We start from the raw sequence: 17,742 nt of genomic DNA on the forward strand, positions 1-17,742 counted from the left end.
TCTTAGCCCTCCATCAGGAATTGGTGGATTTCTTCAGCCGCATCGCGCCCCTGCGCGACCGCCGTCACGGTCAGGTCTTCGCCGGCATGGGTGCAATCGCCCCCCGCCCAGACCCGTTCGACCGAGGTGCGGCCTGCGCCGTCCACCTTGATCTTGCCGCCCGCGACTTCGACCTTCGGAGGCATATCGCCCAGCGTCTGACCGATAGCCTTGAAGACCTGATCGGCGGACAGCTTGAAGGTGGCGTCGGTCATCTCCAGACCGCCCTCGCCTTTCTTCGTGTAGGCGAACTCGACCTGACGCACCGCGCCGTTACCATGGATGGCGATGGGGGCGGCGTTCTCGATGATGTTCACGCCATGGGTCAGCGCGTGTTCCTGCTCGACCGTGCTGGCGGGCATCTCGGCGCGCGAACGACGGTAGACGAGGGTCACATTGAGCGCGCCTAGCAGCTTCGACTGCACGGCAGCATCGACCGCCGTCATGCCGCCGCCGATCACGACCACGTCGCGCCCGATCGGCAGCTCGGCCAGATCGGAGGCCTGACGCAGCTCCGCGATGAATTCGGTCGCGGGGCGGATGCCATCCTTGTCTTCGCCATCGAGGCGCAGCGCGTTCACGCCCGACAGCCCCATCCCGAGGAAGACCGCGTCGTAATCGCCCAGCAGCTCGGCCAGATCGCCATCCCCGACGCGGCCAAGTTGCCAATTCTCGACGATAGTGATGCCACCGATCTGCATCAGCCAGTCGACTTCCGCCTGCGCGAACCCGCCCGGCGTCTTGTAGCTGGCGATACCGTATTCGTTGAGCCCGCCCGGCTTGGAGCGCGCATCATAGACGGTGACCTCGTGGCCCTTCATCGCGAGACGGTGCGCACAGGCGAGACCCGCAGGCCCGGCGCCCACGACCGCCACCGATTTGCCCGTGCGCTCGGCGCGGGTGTAGGGGTGGCTTTGCTTGGCCATCAGGGTATCGGTCGCGAAACGCTGCAGCGCGCCGATCTCGACCGGCTCGCCTTCCGAATCCATGCGGACACAGGAGCCTTCGCAAAGGTTCTCGGTCGGACAAACACGGGCACACATGCCGCCCATGATGTTCTGATCGAAGATCGTCTTCGCCGCGGCTTCCGGCGTTCCGGTCGAGATTTGCCGGATGAACAGCGGAATGTCGATCGCGGTCGGGCATGCCTCCATGCACGGCGCATCGTAGCAAAAATAGCAGCGATCGGCCGCAATGCGGGCTTCTTGCGTGCCCAGCGGCGGCGCGTGATCGGCGAAATTGGTGCAGTAGCTTTCCGGGTCGAGCCGTGCTGGCGCGATCCCTTCGGTGAGCTGGCTATTGGACACTTGCGGGCTCCCTGTCAGTTTTTCTTGTTCCCTACGCTCGCACAGGATTGAATTTTATCAAGTGGTAAAATATGCCGCAGCGCGGCGGGTCGCCAATTCCCGCCCGATTGCCCGGTAGTTCAGCGCCCCCTACCCCACCTGTGCTCAATTATCGGGCAATCACGAGATCGCGAAACCCTGACACCAGGACGCCCGATGCGGCTTTTCACCGCGCGTTACCTCGCGTATAACCGCCTCCAGCACCAAAGAGCCCCGCAGAATGGGCTCCATTTCAAAGCACCCTTCGAGGACCGCATGACCAAAAATACCCGTGACAACGACGTGGCCTTCATTCAGGCCCTTGCCGAACTGCTCAATTCGAACGAGCTGACCGAAATCGCCGTGACTCGCGATTACGCGCAAGATGACAGCCTGAAAGTGCGGGTGTCGAAACAGACAAACATCGTGCAGGCCGCAGCGCCTGCTCCTGCGGCTGCCCCCGCTCCGGCGCCCGCAGCGGCCCCGGCGGCGCAATCCGCAGCCACCGAGCAATCCGCGCCCGTCGAAGACCCCGCCGATCATCCCGGCGCCGTGGCCTCGCCGATGGTGGGCACCGCCTATCTCTCGCCCGAGCCGGGCGCATCGGCCTTCGTGAAGGTCGGCGATCAGGTCAAGGAAGGCCAGACGCTGATGATCGTCGAAGCGATGAAAACCATGAACCACATCCCCGCCCCGAAATCGGGCACCGTGAAGCGCATCCTCGTCGATGACGGTCAGCCGGTCGAATACGGTTCGACCCTGATGATCGTCGAATAAGGGGGCCGGTATGTTCGACAAGATCCTGATCGCCAACCGGGGCGAGATCGCGCTGCGCGTGATCCGTGCCTGCCGCGAGATGGGGATCGCCTCGGTCGCGGTCCATTCGACGGCGGATTCGGACGCGATGCATGTGCGCATGGCCGATGAATCGGTCTGCATCGGCCCGAATTCCTCGACGCAATCCTATCTCTCGGTGCCCGCCATCGTCGCGGCCTGCGAGATCACGGGCGCCCAGGCGATTCACCCGGGCTACGGGTTCCTGTCTGAGAATGCCGCCTTCGTGCAGGTGCTCGAGGATCACGGCATCACCTTCATCGGCCCGTCGGCCGCCCATATCCGCATCATGGGCGACAAGATCACCGCGAAGGAAACCGCGAAGAACCTCGGCATTCCGGTCGTTCCGGGCTCTGCGGGTGGCGTGCCCGATACCGAGGCTGCGAAGCAGATCGCCGGTGACATGGGCTACCCCGTCATCATCAAGGCCACCGCCGGCGGCGGCGGTCGCGGGATGAAGGTCGCGAAATCCGAAGAAGAGCTCGAGGTCGCGTTCCGCACCGCACGCTCCGAGGCGAAAGCCGCCTTCGGCAATGACGAAGTCTATATCGAGAAATACCTGCAGAAGCCGCGCCATATCGAGGTGCAGGTCTTCGGTGACGGCAAGGGCCGCGGCGTCCATCTGGGCGAGCGCGACTGCTCGCTCCAGCGCCGCCACCAGAAGGTGCTCGAAGAGGCCCCCGGCCCCTCGATCACCGCTGAAGAGCGCGCCCGCATCGGCAGCATCTGCGCCAACGCGATCGGTGAGATGGGCTATTCCGGCGCCGGCACGATCGAGTTCCTCTACGAGGATGGCGAGTTCTATTTCATCGAGATGAACACCCGTCTTCAGGTCGAACACCCGGTGACCGAGGCGATCTTCGGCGTCGATCTGGTGCGTCAGCAGATCAAGGTCGCCGCCGGCGAACCGATGGAATTCGATCAGGACACGCTCTCGATCCGCGGTCACGCGATCGAAGTGCGGATCAATGCCGAGAAGCTGCCGAACTTCGCGCCCTGCCCCGGCAAGATCACCCATTACCACGCGCCGGGCGGCCTTGGCGTGCGGATGGATAGCGCGCTCTATGACGGCTATTCGATCCCGCCCTATTACGACAGCCTCATCGGCAAGCTGATCGTGCATGGCCGCGACCGCCACGAGGCACTGCAGCGTCTGCATCGCGCGCTTGGCGAGCTGATCGTGGACGGGGTGGACACCACCGTGCCGCTGTTCAACGCGCTGCTGCAGGAGCCCGATATCCAGAGCGGCAACTACTCGATCCACTGGCTCGAACGGTGGCTCGAAAAGAACCTCTGATCGGTTCGATATCTACGAAAACGTCCCCGGTTTCGGGGGCGTTTTTCATTTCGGGGTCAGCAGGCAGGTGCCGCGCTTTTTCTCTTTGTCCTTAGGGCGATAGTAGTCGCCAACATGCTGCCGCTTACCTTGCCCGATCTGCTCCCAGTCCAGCCAATGACAGTCGTAGTCGAGCACATCGGCCATCGCGCTCATCGCCGGGAAAGACGGGATTCCGATCAGCGCCTTTTCCTGCCCCTCGATCTGCGGAATCGAGTTCAGCTCGTTGTCGGTGCGCTCGCGCATCAACAGGATCACCGGGCCGGGGCGCTGCGCGAATTCGCTATCCACGATCACCAGTTCCGGCCCCAGTTGGCGCACCAGCTGGAACAGCCGGAAATGGTCCATGACGTGATAGAGGATACCAAGGACGCCCACGACGTCGAAACGCTCGCCCGCGTCGATCAGCTTCTGCATCCCGTCGAAAATGTCGTCGCAGATCAGCGTCACCTTCTCGCGCAGATGCGCGCGGGGAAATTGGTCGAAGCGGTCGATCAGTTCCTGCCGCCCTTCGATTCCCACCACTTCCGAGGCGCCTGCCGCCGCGAAGGCATAGGCCCAGCGGCCATCATGCGCCGCCAGATCGAGCACGCGCTTGCCCGCGATCTCCTGCTCCAGCGGCTTGATGATCATCTTGTGGCGCAGGTTCATCCGCTCCACCGTGCCGGGATCTTCGGCGTATCGGTCGATCTCGGGGAGGAAATCGTAGAAACCCATATTTGCGCTCGGCCCCGCTCTGGTTCATCTTGTTGGCGAGCCTAGGCGTAACGGGAAAACCGGGCAAGATAATGACGGACAGGTTGAGCGCGGAACTACTTTTAGCGGGCTATGCGCAGGGCATCTTTCCGATGGCCGAAAGCCGCGACAATCCGCAATTGCATTGGTTCGACCCGGCTCTGCGCGGGATCGTGCCCTTGGACAAATTCCACATTTCGCGCTCTCTGGCGAAGGTAATCCGGCGCGGCGATTACAGTATTACAACAAACGCGGCATTTCGGGGTGTGGTCGAAGGCTGCGCAGATCGTGACGAGACGTGGATAAACGGCCCGCTCTTCACGCTCTACGATCAGCTCCATGCGGCGGGTTTCGCGCATAGTCTGGAGGTCTGGCAGGACGGTGACCTCGCGGGCGGTATTTTCGGGATCACATTGGGCGGCGCGTTCTTCGGCGAAAGCATGTTCTCGCGGCGGCCCAATGCCTCGAAAGTGGCGCTGACCTATCTGGTGGACCGGCTGCGCCAGACGGGGTTCACCTTGCTCGACACGCAATACATCACGCCGCATCTGGCCTCGATGGGCGCGATCGAAGTGACCCGGATCGAATATCGCGCGCGTCTGGCTCAGGCGCTGACGCGGGAATGCGATTTCACGAAAGGCGCGATCCCCGCGCCTCAGTCGCTTTTACAGCGGATGACCCAGACGTCGTAACGCGGGTGATCGAGCGCCGAGAGCGCGGGGCTGGACGCGATCATCCAACCTGAGAAATCAGGCTGCGGCTTGTCCTCTTCGGTCACCGTCACATAGGCATAGGCATCCGAGGACGGATCGTCGGCCGGGTAACGGCATTCGCGCAGCGTCACCTTGATGAACCCGTATTTCACGCTCTGCCCGACATTCAAATTGATGTCCGAGGCGATGCCCGAGACCTTGTCGAGCCCGCGGAGCATCGCGCCCGTACCGTCGGCCAGCCCTTTCGCAGGCTCATCCTGCGGAATCTGGTCGTCCGGCGTCGTTTGCGTGAAGTCCTGCGCCGCAGCGAGCCCCGGAACGAGTGCCGCGATCAAAACCAAAGCGCGGATCATTGCGCCCCCTCCCCTGCGCCGTCGCCACTGCCGCCACCTGCAAATTTCAGCATCAGGTTCAGCATCGAGACCGCGCTTTGCGTGTCGAGAATTTCGTCGCCGGGCTTCAGGTCGTCGATCGCCCCGCCCGGGATCAAGTCGATATAATTCGAGCCCAGGAGCCCGTCTTGCGTCACCGCGATAACCGTATCCTCGGGCAGCGCGACGCCGTTTTTCACCGAAATCGTGGTATCGGCGAAGAAGGTCTTCGGGTTGAGCGCGACGTTCGTCACCGTCCCGACCTTCACGCCCGCAAGCCGCACATCGGTGCCGGGCACGACGCCCCCGATCGACCGGAACGACGCATGCAGCGGGTAAGAGCCGCCATCGGCGCCGATGCCCATGCCGCGCCCTGCCCAGACCAGAAAGCCCAGGGCCACGACCAGCACGATCGCGCCGGTGATGATCTCGGTGCGGTTTTCGCTCATAGCGGGTTGGCCTTACTCGGGCTGCCAAGCCTCGTAATCGCGGCGCTCTACCGGATGCGCGAGGCGAATCGACCCCGGCGGCACATAGGCCGCTTCGGTGCCGGTGTGGTTTGCCTCATGCGGCTTTTCCCAAGGCTTGTGGGCCAGCGGCTTGTCGGTCGGCGGCTCGTCATAGGTGAAGTGCATCCAGCCATGCCAGTCCGGCGGGATGCGGCTCGCTTCGCTTTCGCCGTTATAGATCACCCAGCGGCGCTTGGCGTCCTTGGTGCGGTAATAGATGTTGCCTTGCTCGTCCTCGCCAACTTTCACGCCCTTACGCGCGGTGAAAAGCTGCGTGCCGACGGTCGAGCCGTTCCACCAGGTGAGAATTCGAAGCAGAAACTTCATGGGGCAACCTCCGCAATGCGTCTCGCCTGTTATATCCGCTGGGGCGTCGAGGTCCAGTGCCCGTGCGGGGATCAGGGCGCCTGCGAAGCGGAATTTGCCTGCGGAATTGGCTTGCGGCGCAGAATTCTCATCGCCGGACGCTCGACGCAGTGCCAAGACAGCACCGCGAGCACGACGGTGATAGGCGTGGCGAGCGCGATATTCAAAAGCGGGCCCATTTCTCCCAAGAGCGCCACGACCAGCCCCTGCATCGGGAAGGCGTAGATATAGACACCGTAGGAATAGTCCCCTACCCGGTTGAACTCGCGCAGACGTCCCGAAGGCAGCCCCGCGAACCAGAGCGCACCGTAGGAGGTGGCGAGCGCCATCGCAGGATACGCCAGAGGGCCATGCGCGGAGATCACCGCCAGAACGATGAAACCAAGGGCAATGATCGCCGAGGCGGGAATACGCGCACGCATCAGGTAGAGCGCCATGCCAAGGAAGAAGGGCAGCCCCGGATACCAGAGCGAGCGGAGCGCATAAGCGCCTGGAAACTCGCGCCCTTCAGTCAGACTCAGCGCGACCAGACCCACCGCGACAGCCCCCATCAGCGTAAACGGTTTGCGCAACAGGCCCAGCACCCCGATCAGCGCCACGACCACATAGAACCGCATCTCTACCGGGAGGGTCCAAAGCGAGCCCTGGACGGTCGGATAGGGATTGCTCTCGAATACGCCGGGCAGATGGTAGTCGAGCCGGAGCAAGCTCACATTGCCAAGCCACGCCCGCCATGTGTCGGTCGAGGCGAGATAGTCCATCGGGGACAGCCGCGTGAGAACCGGCCCCATGATGAAGGTCACCAGAGAAATCGAGACGATTAGCCCGGGGTAGATGCGCGCGATGCGGGCGCGGACGTAGCGCCACCGGCTGCTGGAGCGCTCGAAGCTCGCCGAGATCAGAAAGCCCGAGATCGCGAAAAAGACGAAGACCGCAAGGGCGCCGAGGCTGAAGCCGGTGGCCGCTTCCAGCGGCTCCAGCGCCTGCGGCCCGAGGCTGATCGGCCAGGCATGCGACACGAGCACGCAGAATGCCGCGATCAGACGGATCAGATTTAGATTATTGTCCTGCCCCGTCGCGAGCGGTGCAAAGCTCTGCCTCATGATAGTGCCCTTCTGCGCGGGGAATTGTGCGCGAGATTAACGCAAACCGCGCCGCGCGAGAAGAAACATGTCGCAAAAGCAAAGGGGCGAGCCGAAGCTCGCCCCATGTCTAATCCTTGCAGCACCGCGATCAGCTCGCCGATTTGCCTTCTTTCTTGGCTTCGGCATAGATCAGCAGCGGCTTGGCGTCGCTCTGGGTCACGGCCTCTTCGTTGACCACGACCTCTTCGACCTCTTCCATGCCCGGCAGTTCGAACATCGTGTCGAGCAGGATGTCTTCCATGATCGAACGCAGGCCACGTGCACCGGTCTTCCGCTCGATCGCCTTCTTGGCGATCGCGGTCAGCGCATCGTCGGTGAAGGTCAGCGACACGCCCTCGATCTCGAAGAGACGCTGATACTGTTTCACCAGCGCGTTCTTCGGCTCGGTCAGGATGGTCACCAGCGCCTCGGCATCGAGGTCGGTGAGCGTCGCGATGACCGGCAGACGACCGACGAATTCCGGGATCAGGCCGAATTTCAGAAGATCTTCGGGCTCGAGCTCCTTGAACAGCTCGCCGATATTACGCTCTTCGCTATCCTTAACATCCGCTCCGAAGCCCATCGCCGAGCCCTTGCCGCGCTGCGCGATGATCCGGTCGAGGCCCGCAAAGGCGCCGCCACAGATGAACAGGATATTCGTCGTGTCGACCTGCAGGAATTCCTGCTGCGGATGCTTGCGCCCGCCCTGCGGCGGCACGGAGGCCACGGTGCCCTCCATGATCTTCAGCAGCGCCTGCTGCACACCCTCGCCCGACACGTCGCGCGTTATAGACGGGTTGTCCGACTTACGGGTGATCTTGTCGACCTCGTCGATATAGACGATGCCGCGCTGCGCCCGCTCGACGTTGTATTCCGAGGCCTGAAGCAGCTTGAGGATGATATTCTCGACATCCTCGCCCACGTAACCGGCTTCGGTCAGCGTGGTCGCATCCGCCATCGTGAAGGGCACATCGAGGATGCGCGCCAGCGTCTGGGCGAGAAGCGTCTTGCCGCAGCCCGTCGGGCCGATCAGCAGGATGTTCGACTTCGCCAGTTCGATGTCGGTCTTCGTGCCGTGATTGAGGCGCTTGTAGTGGTTGTGCACCGCAACCGAGAGCACGCGCTTGGCATGTTCCTGACCGATCACGTAATCGTCGAGCACCTGGCAGATATCGCGCGGGGTCGGCACGCCATCGGTGGATTTCAGCCCAGCCGATTTCGTCTCCTCGCGGATGATGTCCATGCACAGCTCGACGCATTCGTCACAAATGAACACGGTCGGGCCCGCGATCAGCTTGCGGACCTCATGCTGGCTTTTGCCGCAGAACGAGCAGTAGAGCGTGTTCTTGCTGTCGGAGCCGTTCGAGTTCGCCATCTCTTACCTCTGCTGCCCGGGCTGCCCCCGGGCTTCGTGAATTGGCCTGTCCCATCAAGACTAGGACAGGCCAACCGTCACCTCAATGTCAAAATCGCCCCGAAGTTAAGCGGGAGGATCACTTTTCTCCGTCGTCGCTGACGCGGCTCTCGAGGATCTCATCGATCAGACCCCAGGACTTTGCTTCTTCAGCGGACATGAAGTTGTCGCGCTCGAGACCGGCCTCGATCGTGTCGTAGTCGTTGCCGGTGTGCTTGACGTAGATTTCGTTCAAGCGACGCTTGAGTTTCTCGGTCTCGCGGGCGTGGATCATGATGTCGGTCGCCTGACCCTGATAGCCGCCCGAGGGCTGGTGCACCATGACGCGGCTGTTGGGCAGCGAGAAGCGCATTCCCTTTTCGCCCGCGGTCAGCAGCAGCGAGCCCATCGACGCCGCCTGCCCGATCACCAGGGTCGAGACCTTCGGCTTGATGTATTGCATCGTGTCGTAGATCGAGAGACCCGAGGTCACCACGCCGCCCGGCGAGTTGATATACATCGCGATCTCTTTCTTCGGGTTCTCGGCCTCGAGGAAGAGAAGCTGCGCGCAGATCAGGGTCGACATGCCGTCATGGACCGGCCCCGACAGGAAGATGATGCGCTCTTTCAGCAGGCGCGAGTAGATGTCGTAGGCACGCTCGCCGCGCGAGGTCTGCTCGACCACCATCGGCACCAGCGTGTTCATGTAAAACTCGTGGGGATCTTTCATCTCGGCCCTTCCTGGTCGTTCGACGCTGTTCATAGCGTGTGATCTTTACAGAAGTCTTAGTGACCGCATCGGGGACCTTCAAGGGCGCTGACCCCGCGCGAAGGGCTGCCGCGGCGCAAATATTGGCCGTCGGCGGGTGCGTGTTAATCGCATGGAAAGGGTCTGGACGTAGCGTGTCGGCGATTTTGCGGGAATGCGCCCGTGTGGAAAAATGAGGCGGACATGTCCAAATCCGAGGCTGGTGCAAGCGCCTGGCACACCGTGATGCTCAAATTGCTGATCCTGATCGCTATCGCGGGGTTCGTGTTCGCGACGCTGATGACGCTGCTCACGATCAATTCGAACCATCGTCGCGCCAATGAGGCAGCGCGGGCACATCTCGACCAAATCCTGCCGATGCTCGGCGATTCGGTGACGGATGCGCTGATCACGGGGCGGATCGCGGATGCGACGCATGAGTTAGAAAACGTGCTCGCGGGCTCGGACGGTGCAGGCCAATCCGCAATCGCGCTCAACAGACGCGGCACGGTTATGGCCGATGCTGGCGCGCCCGATCCCGCGCTTATCGCTCTGGCGCAAAGCGCGCTTGAGGCCAACGACAGGGCGATCTCGGCAGATGGGCTGAGCGAGGCGATTCCGCTGCGCATTTCCCCGGAGGATCCGCCGATCGCCGCGATTGCCCTGCGCTGGAGTCCGGCCCCCGCCATCGCTCGCGCGCAAAAGGACATGGTGCGCAACCTCGCGTTCACCGCTTTGATTTTCGCGGGCATTCTCGGCGGTGTGATGCTGGGCGCGCGCTGGCTGATCACCCGCCCCCTCACCCGCGTGACGGAGGCGATGCGCTCCGTGGCCGGGGGACAACTCGATACGGACATCCCGGCTACCGGTCGCCGCGACGAAATCGGTGCGATCGCCCGCACTCTGGGGACATTCCAGTCCGAGCTGGCGACCGCCGAATCGCATAACCGTGCCGCGCGGATGCATAGCGCCGCGCTCGAAAGCGCCACGGTCGCGATCATTCTTACCAACAACGACCACGTCATCACCTTCGCCAATGAGGCGGCCGCGGAATTGCTGCGCCCCTTCGCCGCGGAAATTCGCGCCCACAACCCAGATTTCGGTCCCGACAAACTCTTGGGAACGCGCGCGGATCTCATCTTGCCGGCGGGCACGACAACGGCCACCGCCCTCGACGATGGCGCGCGCAACACGCTCACGCTCGAAGGACGGATGCGTGCCGGGGCGATTCTCGCCCTCGTCAGTCCCGTCATCGACGAGGCCGGGGAGAAGATCGGCCATGTCTCGCAATGGCGCAACATCACCGAAGAACAGCGAAACGCCTCTTTGATTTCCGCGATCGACGCCAACCTGCTACGAGTCGATCTGCGCCCTGACGTGACGATCGACACGGTCAACGACGCATTTGCCGAGGTCTTCGGCGCTCCGCGCGCAGAGATGGAGGGGATGTCCGTCGCCGGTCAGATCACCTTCGAGGGAACGCCGGTCTGCGAAATCCTCCAGCGCGATCCGCAGCCCTTCGCCGGTATGCTCATGCTGCGCTGCGCCGATGGCCGTCAGGCTTGGCTTGAAGGCTCGGTCAACCCGATCCTCGACACGGACGGCACGATGGTCATGTTCAGCGTCCTTGCGAGTGATCGGACGCGACAGCACCTCGAAGCCGAAACCCGGCGGGCCGAGCGCAGCGCGATGATGGCCGCCCAACAGAACATCGTCGAAACGCTTAAATCGGCCTTGGCCGGGCTCTCCGCCGGGAATCTCATGGCCGAGATCACCACCGAATTCGAAGGCGACTACAAGACATTGCGTAGCGATTTCAACAGCGCGATCGGTGATTTGCGGGGCGCGATGCGCAAAGTGCTCGACAATGCAGGATCGATCCGCACCGAGGCGCGGCAAATCTCGTCGAGCTCCGACGACATGGCGCGACGCACCGAACGGCAGGCAGCGACGCTGGAAGAGACCGCCGCAGCGCTCAACGAGATCACCGCCTCGGTAGAGGCCGCCGCCCACGCCGCCGGTCGCGCCAACGACCTCGTCGAGACCGCCCGGCGCAGTGCCGAACAAAGCGGCCACGTTGTCTCAGAGGCCGTGCAGGCCATGTCGGAAATCGAGCAAAGCTCGGAGCAAATCAGTCGGATCACCAGCGTCATCGACGAGATCGCCTTCCAGACGAACCTGCTCGCCCTGAATGCCGGGGTGGAAGCCGCTCGCGCTGGCGAGGCCGGGCGCGGCTTCGCCGTCGTCGCCTCGGAAGTGCGCGCACTCGCGCAACGCTCCTCGGATGCCGCACGCGAAATCGCCGAACTGATCGCGAACTCCTCGGCGCAGGTGAAGCGCGGTGTCGGTCTGGTCGGGCAAGCGGGAGATGCGCTCGGCGGCATCCAGTCCTCCGTCTCCGACCTCCTCGCCTATGTCGCGGACAGTGCAAATGCGACGCAGGAGCAAAGCGCGGGCCTGACCGAAATCAACTCCGCCGTGACCCAGCTCGATCAGGTCACCCAACACAACGCGGCCATGTTCGAAGAGGCGCTCGCCGCGAGCCAGGTCCTCGAACGCGAAGCGATGGAACTCGGCGCGGCGATGGGGCAATTCAAACTTGGCGAGGCAGCTCCGGATGAGGGGGCCGATAGCACGTCGCCAGCAGAAAAAGTGGCTGCGGCAGAAACCTCCCCCGAAACATCCGGGCCCACAGCATCCGCGCCGCAGCAATCAGCCCGACCCAAATCGCCTCAGCAGGTCAGCGTGTCGGGCAACACCGCGTTGGCGGTGCCACCTCCGCCCACAGATGACGATTGGGAGGATTTTTAACCGACGAAGGAACTTGCAGAACGCATTGACGCGGGACGCCAATCAGGACGCGTTGGGATGAGGCACCGCAATCGCGGCCTCCGCCCGATCCGTCTCGCCTGTTCCTTGTGTCCCGGCCTCGCCCGCACGAAACCAAGCCCGGATGGCGGCGCGCTCCTGCGGCTCCATGTAGCTCAAATTCGCAGGTGGCATCGCATCGGTCAGCCCAGCTTGCACATAGATCTGCCGTGCGGCGGCGGCAATTTCGCGCGGTGTCTCCAGCTTGATGCCCTTCGGCGCATGACCGATCCCTTCATAGCCGGGCTCGTTCGCATGACACATCGAACAGCGCCCCATGACGATCCCGCTGACCTCGTCGAAGCCGGGCGCGGCGGCAAAGCGTTGCTCGAAGGGCGTCAACATGGCGCTGTCCTCCATGTCCTCGCCAGCATCCGCCTTCGGGATCGAGGACAGCCAGACGATCGCGACGAAAAGCGCCGCGGTCGCGCCCCAGGTCCACCACGGCTTGCCCTTATGGGCGTGATGGGTGTTGAAGAAATGCCGGATCGTCACGCCCATCAGGAACACCAGAGAGGCGATCAGCCAGTTATACGCGCTCGCGAAAGCTAGCGGATAATGGTTCGACAGCATCAAGAAGATAACCGGCAGCGTCAGGTAGTTGTTATGGGTCGAGCGCTGCTTGGCGATCTTGCCGTATTTCGGGTCGGGCGTGCGCCCCGCCATGAGATCGGCGACCACGATCTTCTGGTTCGGAATGATGATCAGGAAGACGTTCGCGGTCATGATCGTCGCGGTGAAGGCGCCCAGATGCAGCAGCGCCGCACGGCCCGAGAAGACTTGCGTATAGCCCCAGGCCATCGCGACGAGAATGACGTAGAGCCCGAGCATCAGCCGCGTGTTGTTCTCGCCAAAGCTCGATTTGCAGATCAAATCGTAGAGGAGCCAACCCAGCGCGAGCGAGCCGATCGAGATCAGGATCGCCCCCCAGACCGGCAGCTCCATCACCCGCGGATCGATCAGGTAGAACTGCGCCTGTGTCCAATACAGAACCACCATCATCGCAAAGCCCGAAAGCCACGTCATGTAGCTTTCCCATTTGAACCATGTCAGCCGGTCGGGCATCTGCGCGGGTGCGACGAGGTATTTCTGAATATGGTAAAAGCCGCCGCCATGGACCTGCCACGCCGCGCCATGCACCCCCTTGGGGGCGCCGGGCTCGGGCACCAGCCCCAGATCAAGCGCGATGAAATAGAAGGACGACCCGATCCACGCGATCGCGGTGATCACATGCAGCCAGCGCACCGCGAACTGCACCCATTCCAGAAAAAACGTGTAATCCATCCGTCATCCCTCGTTTTGCGCTCAGAGTTTCCCAAGCCACGCCCGAGCGCAAGCGATGGCGCGGCGGAACCGCCCGAATTTTGTCCGGTTGCTCAAATCGCAAGCAGATGGAGGGCCCGCGGTCAGCTGCCGCGATAGGTCGAATAACCGTAAGGCGAGAGCAGAAGCGGCACGTGGTAATGCGCCTCGGCGTCATTCATGCCGAAGCGGATCGGGATTTCATCGAGGAACAGCGGCTCTGGCGCCCCCTGCCCGCTCGCCCGCAGATAGTCGCCCGCGGCGAAGACCAGTTCGAACTGGCCGGTGCGAAACCGCTCCACCGGCAGGATTGGCGAGTCGGTGCGCCCATCGGCATTCGTCACCATCTCGGCCAGCACCTCACGGTCGCCCCCGTCGAGCGCGAAGAGCGTGATCTTGAGCCCTTCCGCCGGGCATCCCCGTGCCGTGTCGAGCACATGGGTGGTCAGATATCCTGCCATCGCGTTCTCCTTCGCCAATCGTCGAGACCGCGATCACTATGCTTTCGGGTGAAACAAACCGCAAGATATCGTGCGCTCACCGGAAGTTGCTTAGTATTTCACATGCTTATGGTTGATCACCGCACAGCTGCCTCTAGGTGACATTACAGGTTCACGTGGCCGTCACATCCATGTCGCGTCGAAAGGCGATGGGCAGCGCAGCAACGAGCGGAAGGACCCTATGGGCAACAACATACAGCCTGTGATTTTCCCGACTGTTTCCGCTCCGCTTCTCCGCGCAGGCGCCGGGTGCCTGCCCCTCCCTGCAGATCCACCGGAGATGTGACATGAGCCGATCGCGCCATCACAACAAACACCACTACCGCAGCCTTTTCCTGTCGGATTTCCACCTCGGATCGCGAGGATGCAGCCCCGGGCCGATCCTCGACTTCCTGCAAAGCGTGCAGGCCGACGCAATATACCTCGTCGGCGACATCCTCGATCTCTGGCATGGCGGGCCCGTGCAATGGGGTGATATCCATGCCGAGATCATCGAGACCCTCGAAGCCCATGCCGAAGCCGGAACTCGCATCGTCTATCTGCCCGGAAACCACGATGCGGCGCTGCGCTCGCCGGGAATGAATTTCCTCAGCTTCGAGCTGACCGAGACGGCGCTGCATGTCGGCGCGGACGGGCAGCGCTACCTGATCGTGCATGGCGACCAATGCGATGCGCGTATCCTGCGCTGGCACGCGATGACCCGTTTCGGGAGCCGGATGGACGCGCTGTTCCGCGGCATCGATGCCTGGCTGCGCCGCCGCCGCGACGTCTCCGAGACGGAGCGCACCTTGATCCAGCTTGCGATCGAGGGGATCAATCATCTGATCGCACGCGGCTCGGGTTACGAGCATCGGCTGATCGCGATGGCCTCCGAGGCCGGGGTCGACGGGATCATCTGCGGCCACTCGCACAAGCCCGCGTTGCGCGATGTCGACGGGATGACCTACGCCAATTGCGGCGACTGGGTGGACAGCCTGACCGCCTTGGCCGAGGATAGTTCCGGCGCGTTGCAACTTCTTCAATGGGGCGCGGAGCCCGCAGCGGTCCCGGAAACCGGCACCCGCCCCGCAGTCGCAAAGGTTCGCGCATGACGATCGTTCTGCTCTTCCTTGCCGCCCTTCTGAGCATCACCCTCACGGCGCATCTTCTCAGCGCCGCAATGACCGCATGGCGCGAGTCCCGCCCGCCGAAGCCGGTGCCCGACGACCTGCCTTTCATCGCGCTGATGCGCCCGGTCTGCGGCGTCGATCCGTTCGACGCGGAGACACTCGGGTCTTCGTTCAACCTCGACTATCCGAATTACGAGGTGATCTTCTGCGCACCCTCCGAGCGCGATCCGGCCTGCGCGCTGGTGCGTCGCCTGATCGAAGAGAACCCGCAAGTGCGCGCCCGGCTTCTGACCGGACTCGACGCGGTGTCGGGCAATCCGAAGCTGAACAATCTGCACAAGGGGCTGTCGGCGACCGAGGCGGAGTGGCTTGCGATGGCCGACAGCAATCTGCTGCTGCCGCGCGACTACCTGCAGAGGCTAGTGGCGGAGTGGCGGCCCGGCACCGGGCTCGTGTCCGCCCCACCGGTGGCCGAACGTCCGGGCAATCTCTGGGGCGCGGTGGAGGCCGCTTTCCTCAACACCAATCAGGCGCGATGGCAGGTGGCGGCTGACATGATCGGAATGGGCTTCGCGCAAGGCAAATCGCTGTTCTGGCGGCGCGATATCCTGATGGCGGGCGGCGGTTTCGCGGCGCTCGGGCGTAACATGGCTGAGGACGTGGCCTCGACCAAACTGGTGCGCCGTCAGGGCCTGAAGGTCCGGCTGACGCGGCACCTTTTCGCGCAACCGATCGGAACGCGCGCGGCCCGGGAGGTCTGGGACCGCCAGCTGCGCTGGTCCAAGGTACGCCGCGACGGGTTCGTGATGATTTTCGCCGCCGAAATCGCGCAAGGTCCGTTCCTGCCCTTCCTCGCCGCCCTTGCTCTGGCGGCGTTGGGCGCGATGCCGTGGATCGCCCTGCCGCTTCTGGTGGCGCTGTGGTACGGTGCCGAAGTGCTGCTTGCCCGGATCGCGGGCTGGCCCGCCTCGGCGCGCGACATCGCGGGCTTCGCGATCCGCGACGCGATGTTGCCCGCGCTGTGGCTGATGACATGGTTCGGGCGCGATTTCACCTGGCGCGGCAATGACATGACCCACCGGGACGTCGCCCGCAGCGACACCCCCGTCACGGAGTAACCTGATGATCGGCCTTGAGACGATCTCCGTATTGATGGCGAAACACGGTCTGGCCGTGCTCGCGCCGATTGCGGTGCTCGAAGGGCCGATCGTGACGGTGATCGCGGCGTGGCTCGCCAGCCAGAACATGTTCTCGGTCTGGTCGGTCGCGATCATCGTGATCCTCGCCGATCTCGTCGGCGATCTGGGGCTCTATGCGCTTGGCCGATGGGGGCTGAACCGGATGCCCAAGAAATGGCGCGACAAACTGGGCCTCAGTCGCGCGCGGCTCGTGAGTGCAGCGCGGCACTTCCAGAACAAAGGGGTCAAGACGCTGGTTTTCGGCAAGCTGACCCATTCGGCGGGCGCGCCGGTGCTGGTCGCAGCCGGGGTCGCGCGGATGAATGTCTGGGTCTTCATGCTGACCAACCTGATCGCGACAATCCCGAAATCGCTGGCCTTCGTGGCGCTCGGCTATTGGCTCGGCTCGCATATCGGGAAGATCGACAGCTGGCTGTCGAAAGGCTCGCTTATCCTGCTGGTCGTGATCATTCTTGGTGGCACGATCTGGTTCTTTCGTCGCAAGAGGTCGCACACATGACGACGATCACCTGCATTCTGCCCGCCTATAACGAGGCCCCGCGGATCGGCGCGGTGCTGGAGCGTGTGCTGGACCATCGCCAGATCGCCGAGGTGATCGTGATCGACGACGGCTCGAGCGATGGCACCGCCGAGATCGCCGAGGGGTATCGCGACGCCCATCCGCATCTGCGGGTGCTGCGCCAGACGCAAAATGGCGGCAAGACGGCCGCCGTGGCTGCCGGGATCGCGGAGGCCGCGGGCAGCCATCTGCTGCTGCTCGACAGCGATCTGCTGGGGCTGACCCATGCCGATCTGGGCGCGCTGATCGCGCCGGTGGCGAACGGGGAGGCCGATGTCACGATCAGCCTGCGCCGCAACGCGCCGCGCATCTGGCGGGTGATCGGGCTCGATTACATTTCGGGCGAGCGGGTGATCCCGCGCGAGATGCTGGGCGAGTGGCTGGAGGCGCTCAACGCCCTGCCCCGCTTCGGACTGGAAGTCTTCATGAACCGGCTGTGGATCGCAGAGCGCGCCCGGATCGCCGTCGTCTCCTGGCCCGGCGTCGACAGCCCGATGAAATCCGCGAAGCTCGGCAACTGGCGCGCAGGCGTCGCCGCCGACGCACGCATGATCCGCGATATCTTCCGCACCATCGCGCCGCATCGCGCGTTGGGTCAGATCGTGGCGATGCGCAGCCTGCGGGTTCGCGGCGAGGCGCAGGCTTTACCACGCAACTGGTTGGAACGTATACCTCGCTGAACGGTTCGGTTCACGACAGATCAGCGGAGGTT

Annotated in this window: 18 protein-coding genes; 8 read left to right on the forward strand and 10 right to left on the reverse strand. The window is 63.4% G+C overall.

The features are described 5' to 3' along the window. Nucleotides 1-2: 2 nt before the first annotated feature. Nucleotides 3-1,346, reverse strand: a complete 1,344-nt coding sequence (locus BMI87_RS02280) for an NAD(P)-dependent oxidoreductase (protein WP_078519536.1) — start codon at nt 1,344-1,346, stop codon at nt 3-5. Nucleotides 1,347-1,640: 294 nt separating this feature from the next. Between BMI87_RS02280 and accB the strand changes: the two genes are divergently transcribed. Both accB and accC read left to right on the forward strand, forming a co-directional pair. Then, nucleotides 1,641-2,141 (forward strand): acetyl-CoA carboxylase biotin carboxyl carrier protein, encoded by a 501-nt coding sequence (gene accB / locus BMI87_RS02285; protein WP_078520015.1) that lies wholly within the window; start codon nt 1,641-1,643, stop codon nt 2,139-2,141. A gap of 10 nt (nt 2,142-2,151) precedes the next feature. After that, on the forward strand, nt 2,152-3,495 hold the full coding sequence (gene accC, locus BMI87_RS02290) for an acetyl-CoA carboxylase biotin carboxylase subunit (protein ID WP_078519537.1): 1,344 nt from the start codon (nt 2,152-2,154) through the stop codon (nt 3,493-3,495). 45 nt (nt 3,496-3,540) lie between these two features. Here the strand turns inward: accC and BMI87_RS02295 are convergent, their stop codons facing one another. Beyond that, nucleotides 3,541-4,251 (reverse strand): DUF1698 domain-containing protein, encoded by a 711-nt coding sequence (locus tag BMI87_RS02295; protein WP_078519538.1) that lies wholly within the window; start codon nt 4,249-4,251, stop codon nt 3,541-3,543. 71 nt (nt 4,252-4,322) lie between these two features. Here BMI87_RS02295 and aat point away from each other — a divergent pair, with 71 nt between their 5' ends. Then, a complete protein-coding gene (gene aat, locus BMI87_RS02300; protein WP_078519539.1) occupies nt 4,323-4,961 on the forward strand; it encodes a leucyl/phenylalanyl-tRNA--protein transferase in 639 nt (212 codons plus the stop codon). Here the strand turns inward: aat and BMI87_RS02305 are convergent. The 6 genes from BMI87_RS02305 to BMI87_RS02330 form a co-directional block, all read right to left on the reverse strand. Beyond that, a complete protein-coding gene (locus BMI87_RS02305) occupies nt 4,925-5,335 on the reverse strand; it encodes a DUF2155 domain-containing protein (RefSeq protein ID WP_078519540.1) in 411 nt (136 codons plus the stop codon). The genes aat and BMI87_RS02305 overlap by 37 nt on opposite strands. Further along, on the reverse strand, nt 5,332-5,802 hold the full coding sequence (gene mlaD / locus BMI87_RS02310; RefSeq protein WP_078519541.1) for an outer membrane lipid asymmetry maintenance protein MlaD: 471 nt from the start codon (nt 5,800-5,802) through the stop codon (nt 5,332-5,334). The genes BMI87_RS02305 and mlaD overlap by 4 nt, the downstream gene beginning before the upstream one ends. Nucleotides 5,803-5,814: 12 nt before the next feature. Then, on the reverse strand, nt 5,815-6,189 hold the full coding sequence (locus BMI87_RS02315; RefSeq protein WP_078519542.1) for an NADH:ubiquinone oxidoreductase subunit NDUFA12: 375 nt from the start codon (nt 6,187-6,189) through the stop codon (nt 5,815-5,817). Nucleotides 6,190-6,260: 71 nt separating this feature from the next. Next, complete coding sequence (locus BMI87_RS02320) at nt 6,261-7,331, reverse strand: acyltransferase (protein ID WP_078519543.1); 1,071 nt, start codon at nt 7,329-7,331, stop codon at nt 6,261-6,263. Between the two features lie 130 nt (nt 7,332-7,461). Next, on the reverse strand, nt 7,462-8,727 hold the full coding sequence (clpX, locus tag BMI87_RS02325; protein ID WP_078519544.1) for an ATP-dependent Clp protease ATP-binding subunit ClpX: 1,266 nt from the start codon (nt 8,725-8,727) through the stop codon (nt 7,462-7,464). Nucleotides 8,728-8,845: 118 nt separating this feature from the next. Further along, complete coding sequence (locus BMI87_RS02330; RefSeq protein ID WP_078519545.1) at nt 8,846-9,475, reverse strand: ATP-dependent Clp protease proteolytic subunit; 630 nt, start codon at nt 9,473-9,475, stop codon at nt 8,846-8,848. Between the two features lie 222 nt (nt 9,476-9,697). Here BMI87_RS02330 and BMI87_RS02335 point away from each other — a divergent pair, with 222 nt between their 5' ends. Beyond that, nucleotides 9,698-12,304, forward strand: a complete 2,607-nt coding sequence (locus BMI87_RS02335; RefSeq protein WP_078519546.1) for a methyl-accepting chemotaxis protein — start codon at nt 9,698-9,700, stop codon at nt 12,302-12,304. A gap of 42 nt (nt 12,305-12,346) precedes the next feature. Here BMI87_RS02335 and BMI87_RS02340 read toward each other — a convergent pair whose 3' ends face one another. Then, nucleotides 12,347-13,645, reverse strand: a complete 1,299-nt coding sequence (locus BMI87_RS02340; protein WP_078519547.1) for a urate hydroxylase PuuD — start codon at nt 13,643-13,645, stop codon at nt 12,347-12,349. Nucleotides 13,646-13,767: 122 nt separating this feature from the next. After that, nucleotides 13,768-14,124, reverse strand: coding sequence for a hydroxyisourate hydrolase (uraH, locus tag BMI87_RS02345; RefSeq protein ID WP_078519548.1), 357 nt, complete (start codon nt 14,122-14,124; stop codon nt 13,768-13,770). 326 nt (nt 14,125-14,450) lie between these two features. Here uraH and BMI87_RS02350 point away from each other — a divergent pair, with 326 nt between their 5' ends. The 4 genes from BMI87_RS02350 to BMI87_RS02365 are packed head-to-tail and all read left to right on the forward strand — an operon-like array spanning nt 14,451 to nt 17,710. Further along, nucleotides 14,451-15,254: a UDP-2,3-diacylglucosamine diphosphatase gene (locus BMI87_RS02350; RefSeq protein WP_078519549.1), complete on the forward strand. Its 804-nt coding sequence runs from the start codon at nt 14,451-14,453 to the stop codon at nt 15,252-15,254. Further along, nucleotides 15,251-16,390, forward strand: a complete 1,140-nt coding sequence (locus BMI87_RS02355; protein WP_078519550.1) for a ceramide glucosyltransferase — start codon at nt 15,251-15,253, stop codon at nt 16,388-16,390. The genes BMI87_RS02350 and BMI87_RS02355 overlap by 4 nt, the downstream gene beginning before the upstream one ends. Before the next feature lie 4 nt (nt 16,391-16,394). Next, nucleotides 16,395-16,970: a DedA family protein gene (locus BMI87_RS02360; protein WP_078519551.1), complete on the forward strand. Its 576-nt coding sequence runs from the start codon at nt 16,395-16,397 to the stop codon at nt 16,968-16,970. Further along, entirely contained in the window at nt 16,967-17,710 is a 744-nt protein-coding gene (locus BMI87_RS02365; RefSeq protein ID WP_078519552.1) for a glycosyltransferase, read from the forward strand. Before BMI87_RS02360 ends, BMI87_RS02365 begins: the two co-directional genes overlap by 4 nt. The last annotated feature ends 32 nt before the right edge of the window (nt 17,711-17,742 follow it).

Origin of the sequence: Thioclava sp. F28-4 (assembly GCF_002020045.1) — a bacterium.
In the GTDB taxonomy this organism is placed as follows: Bacteria; Pseudomonadota; Alphaproteobacteria; order Rhodobacterales; family Rhodobacteraceae; genus Thioclava; species Thioclava sediminum.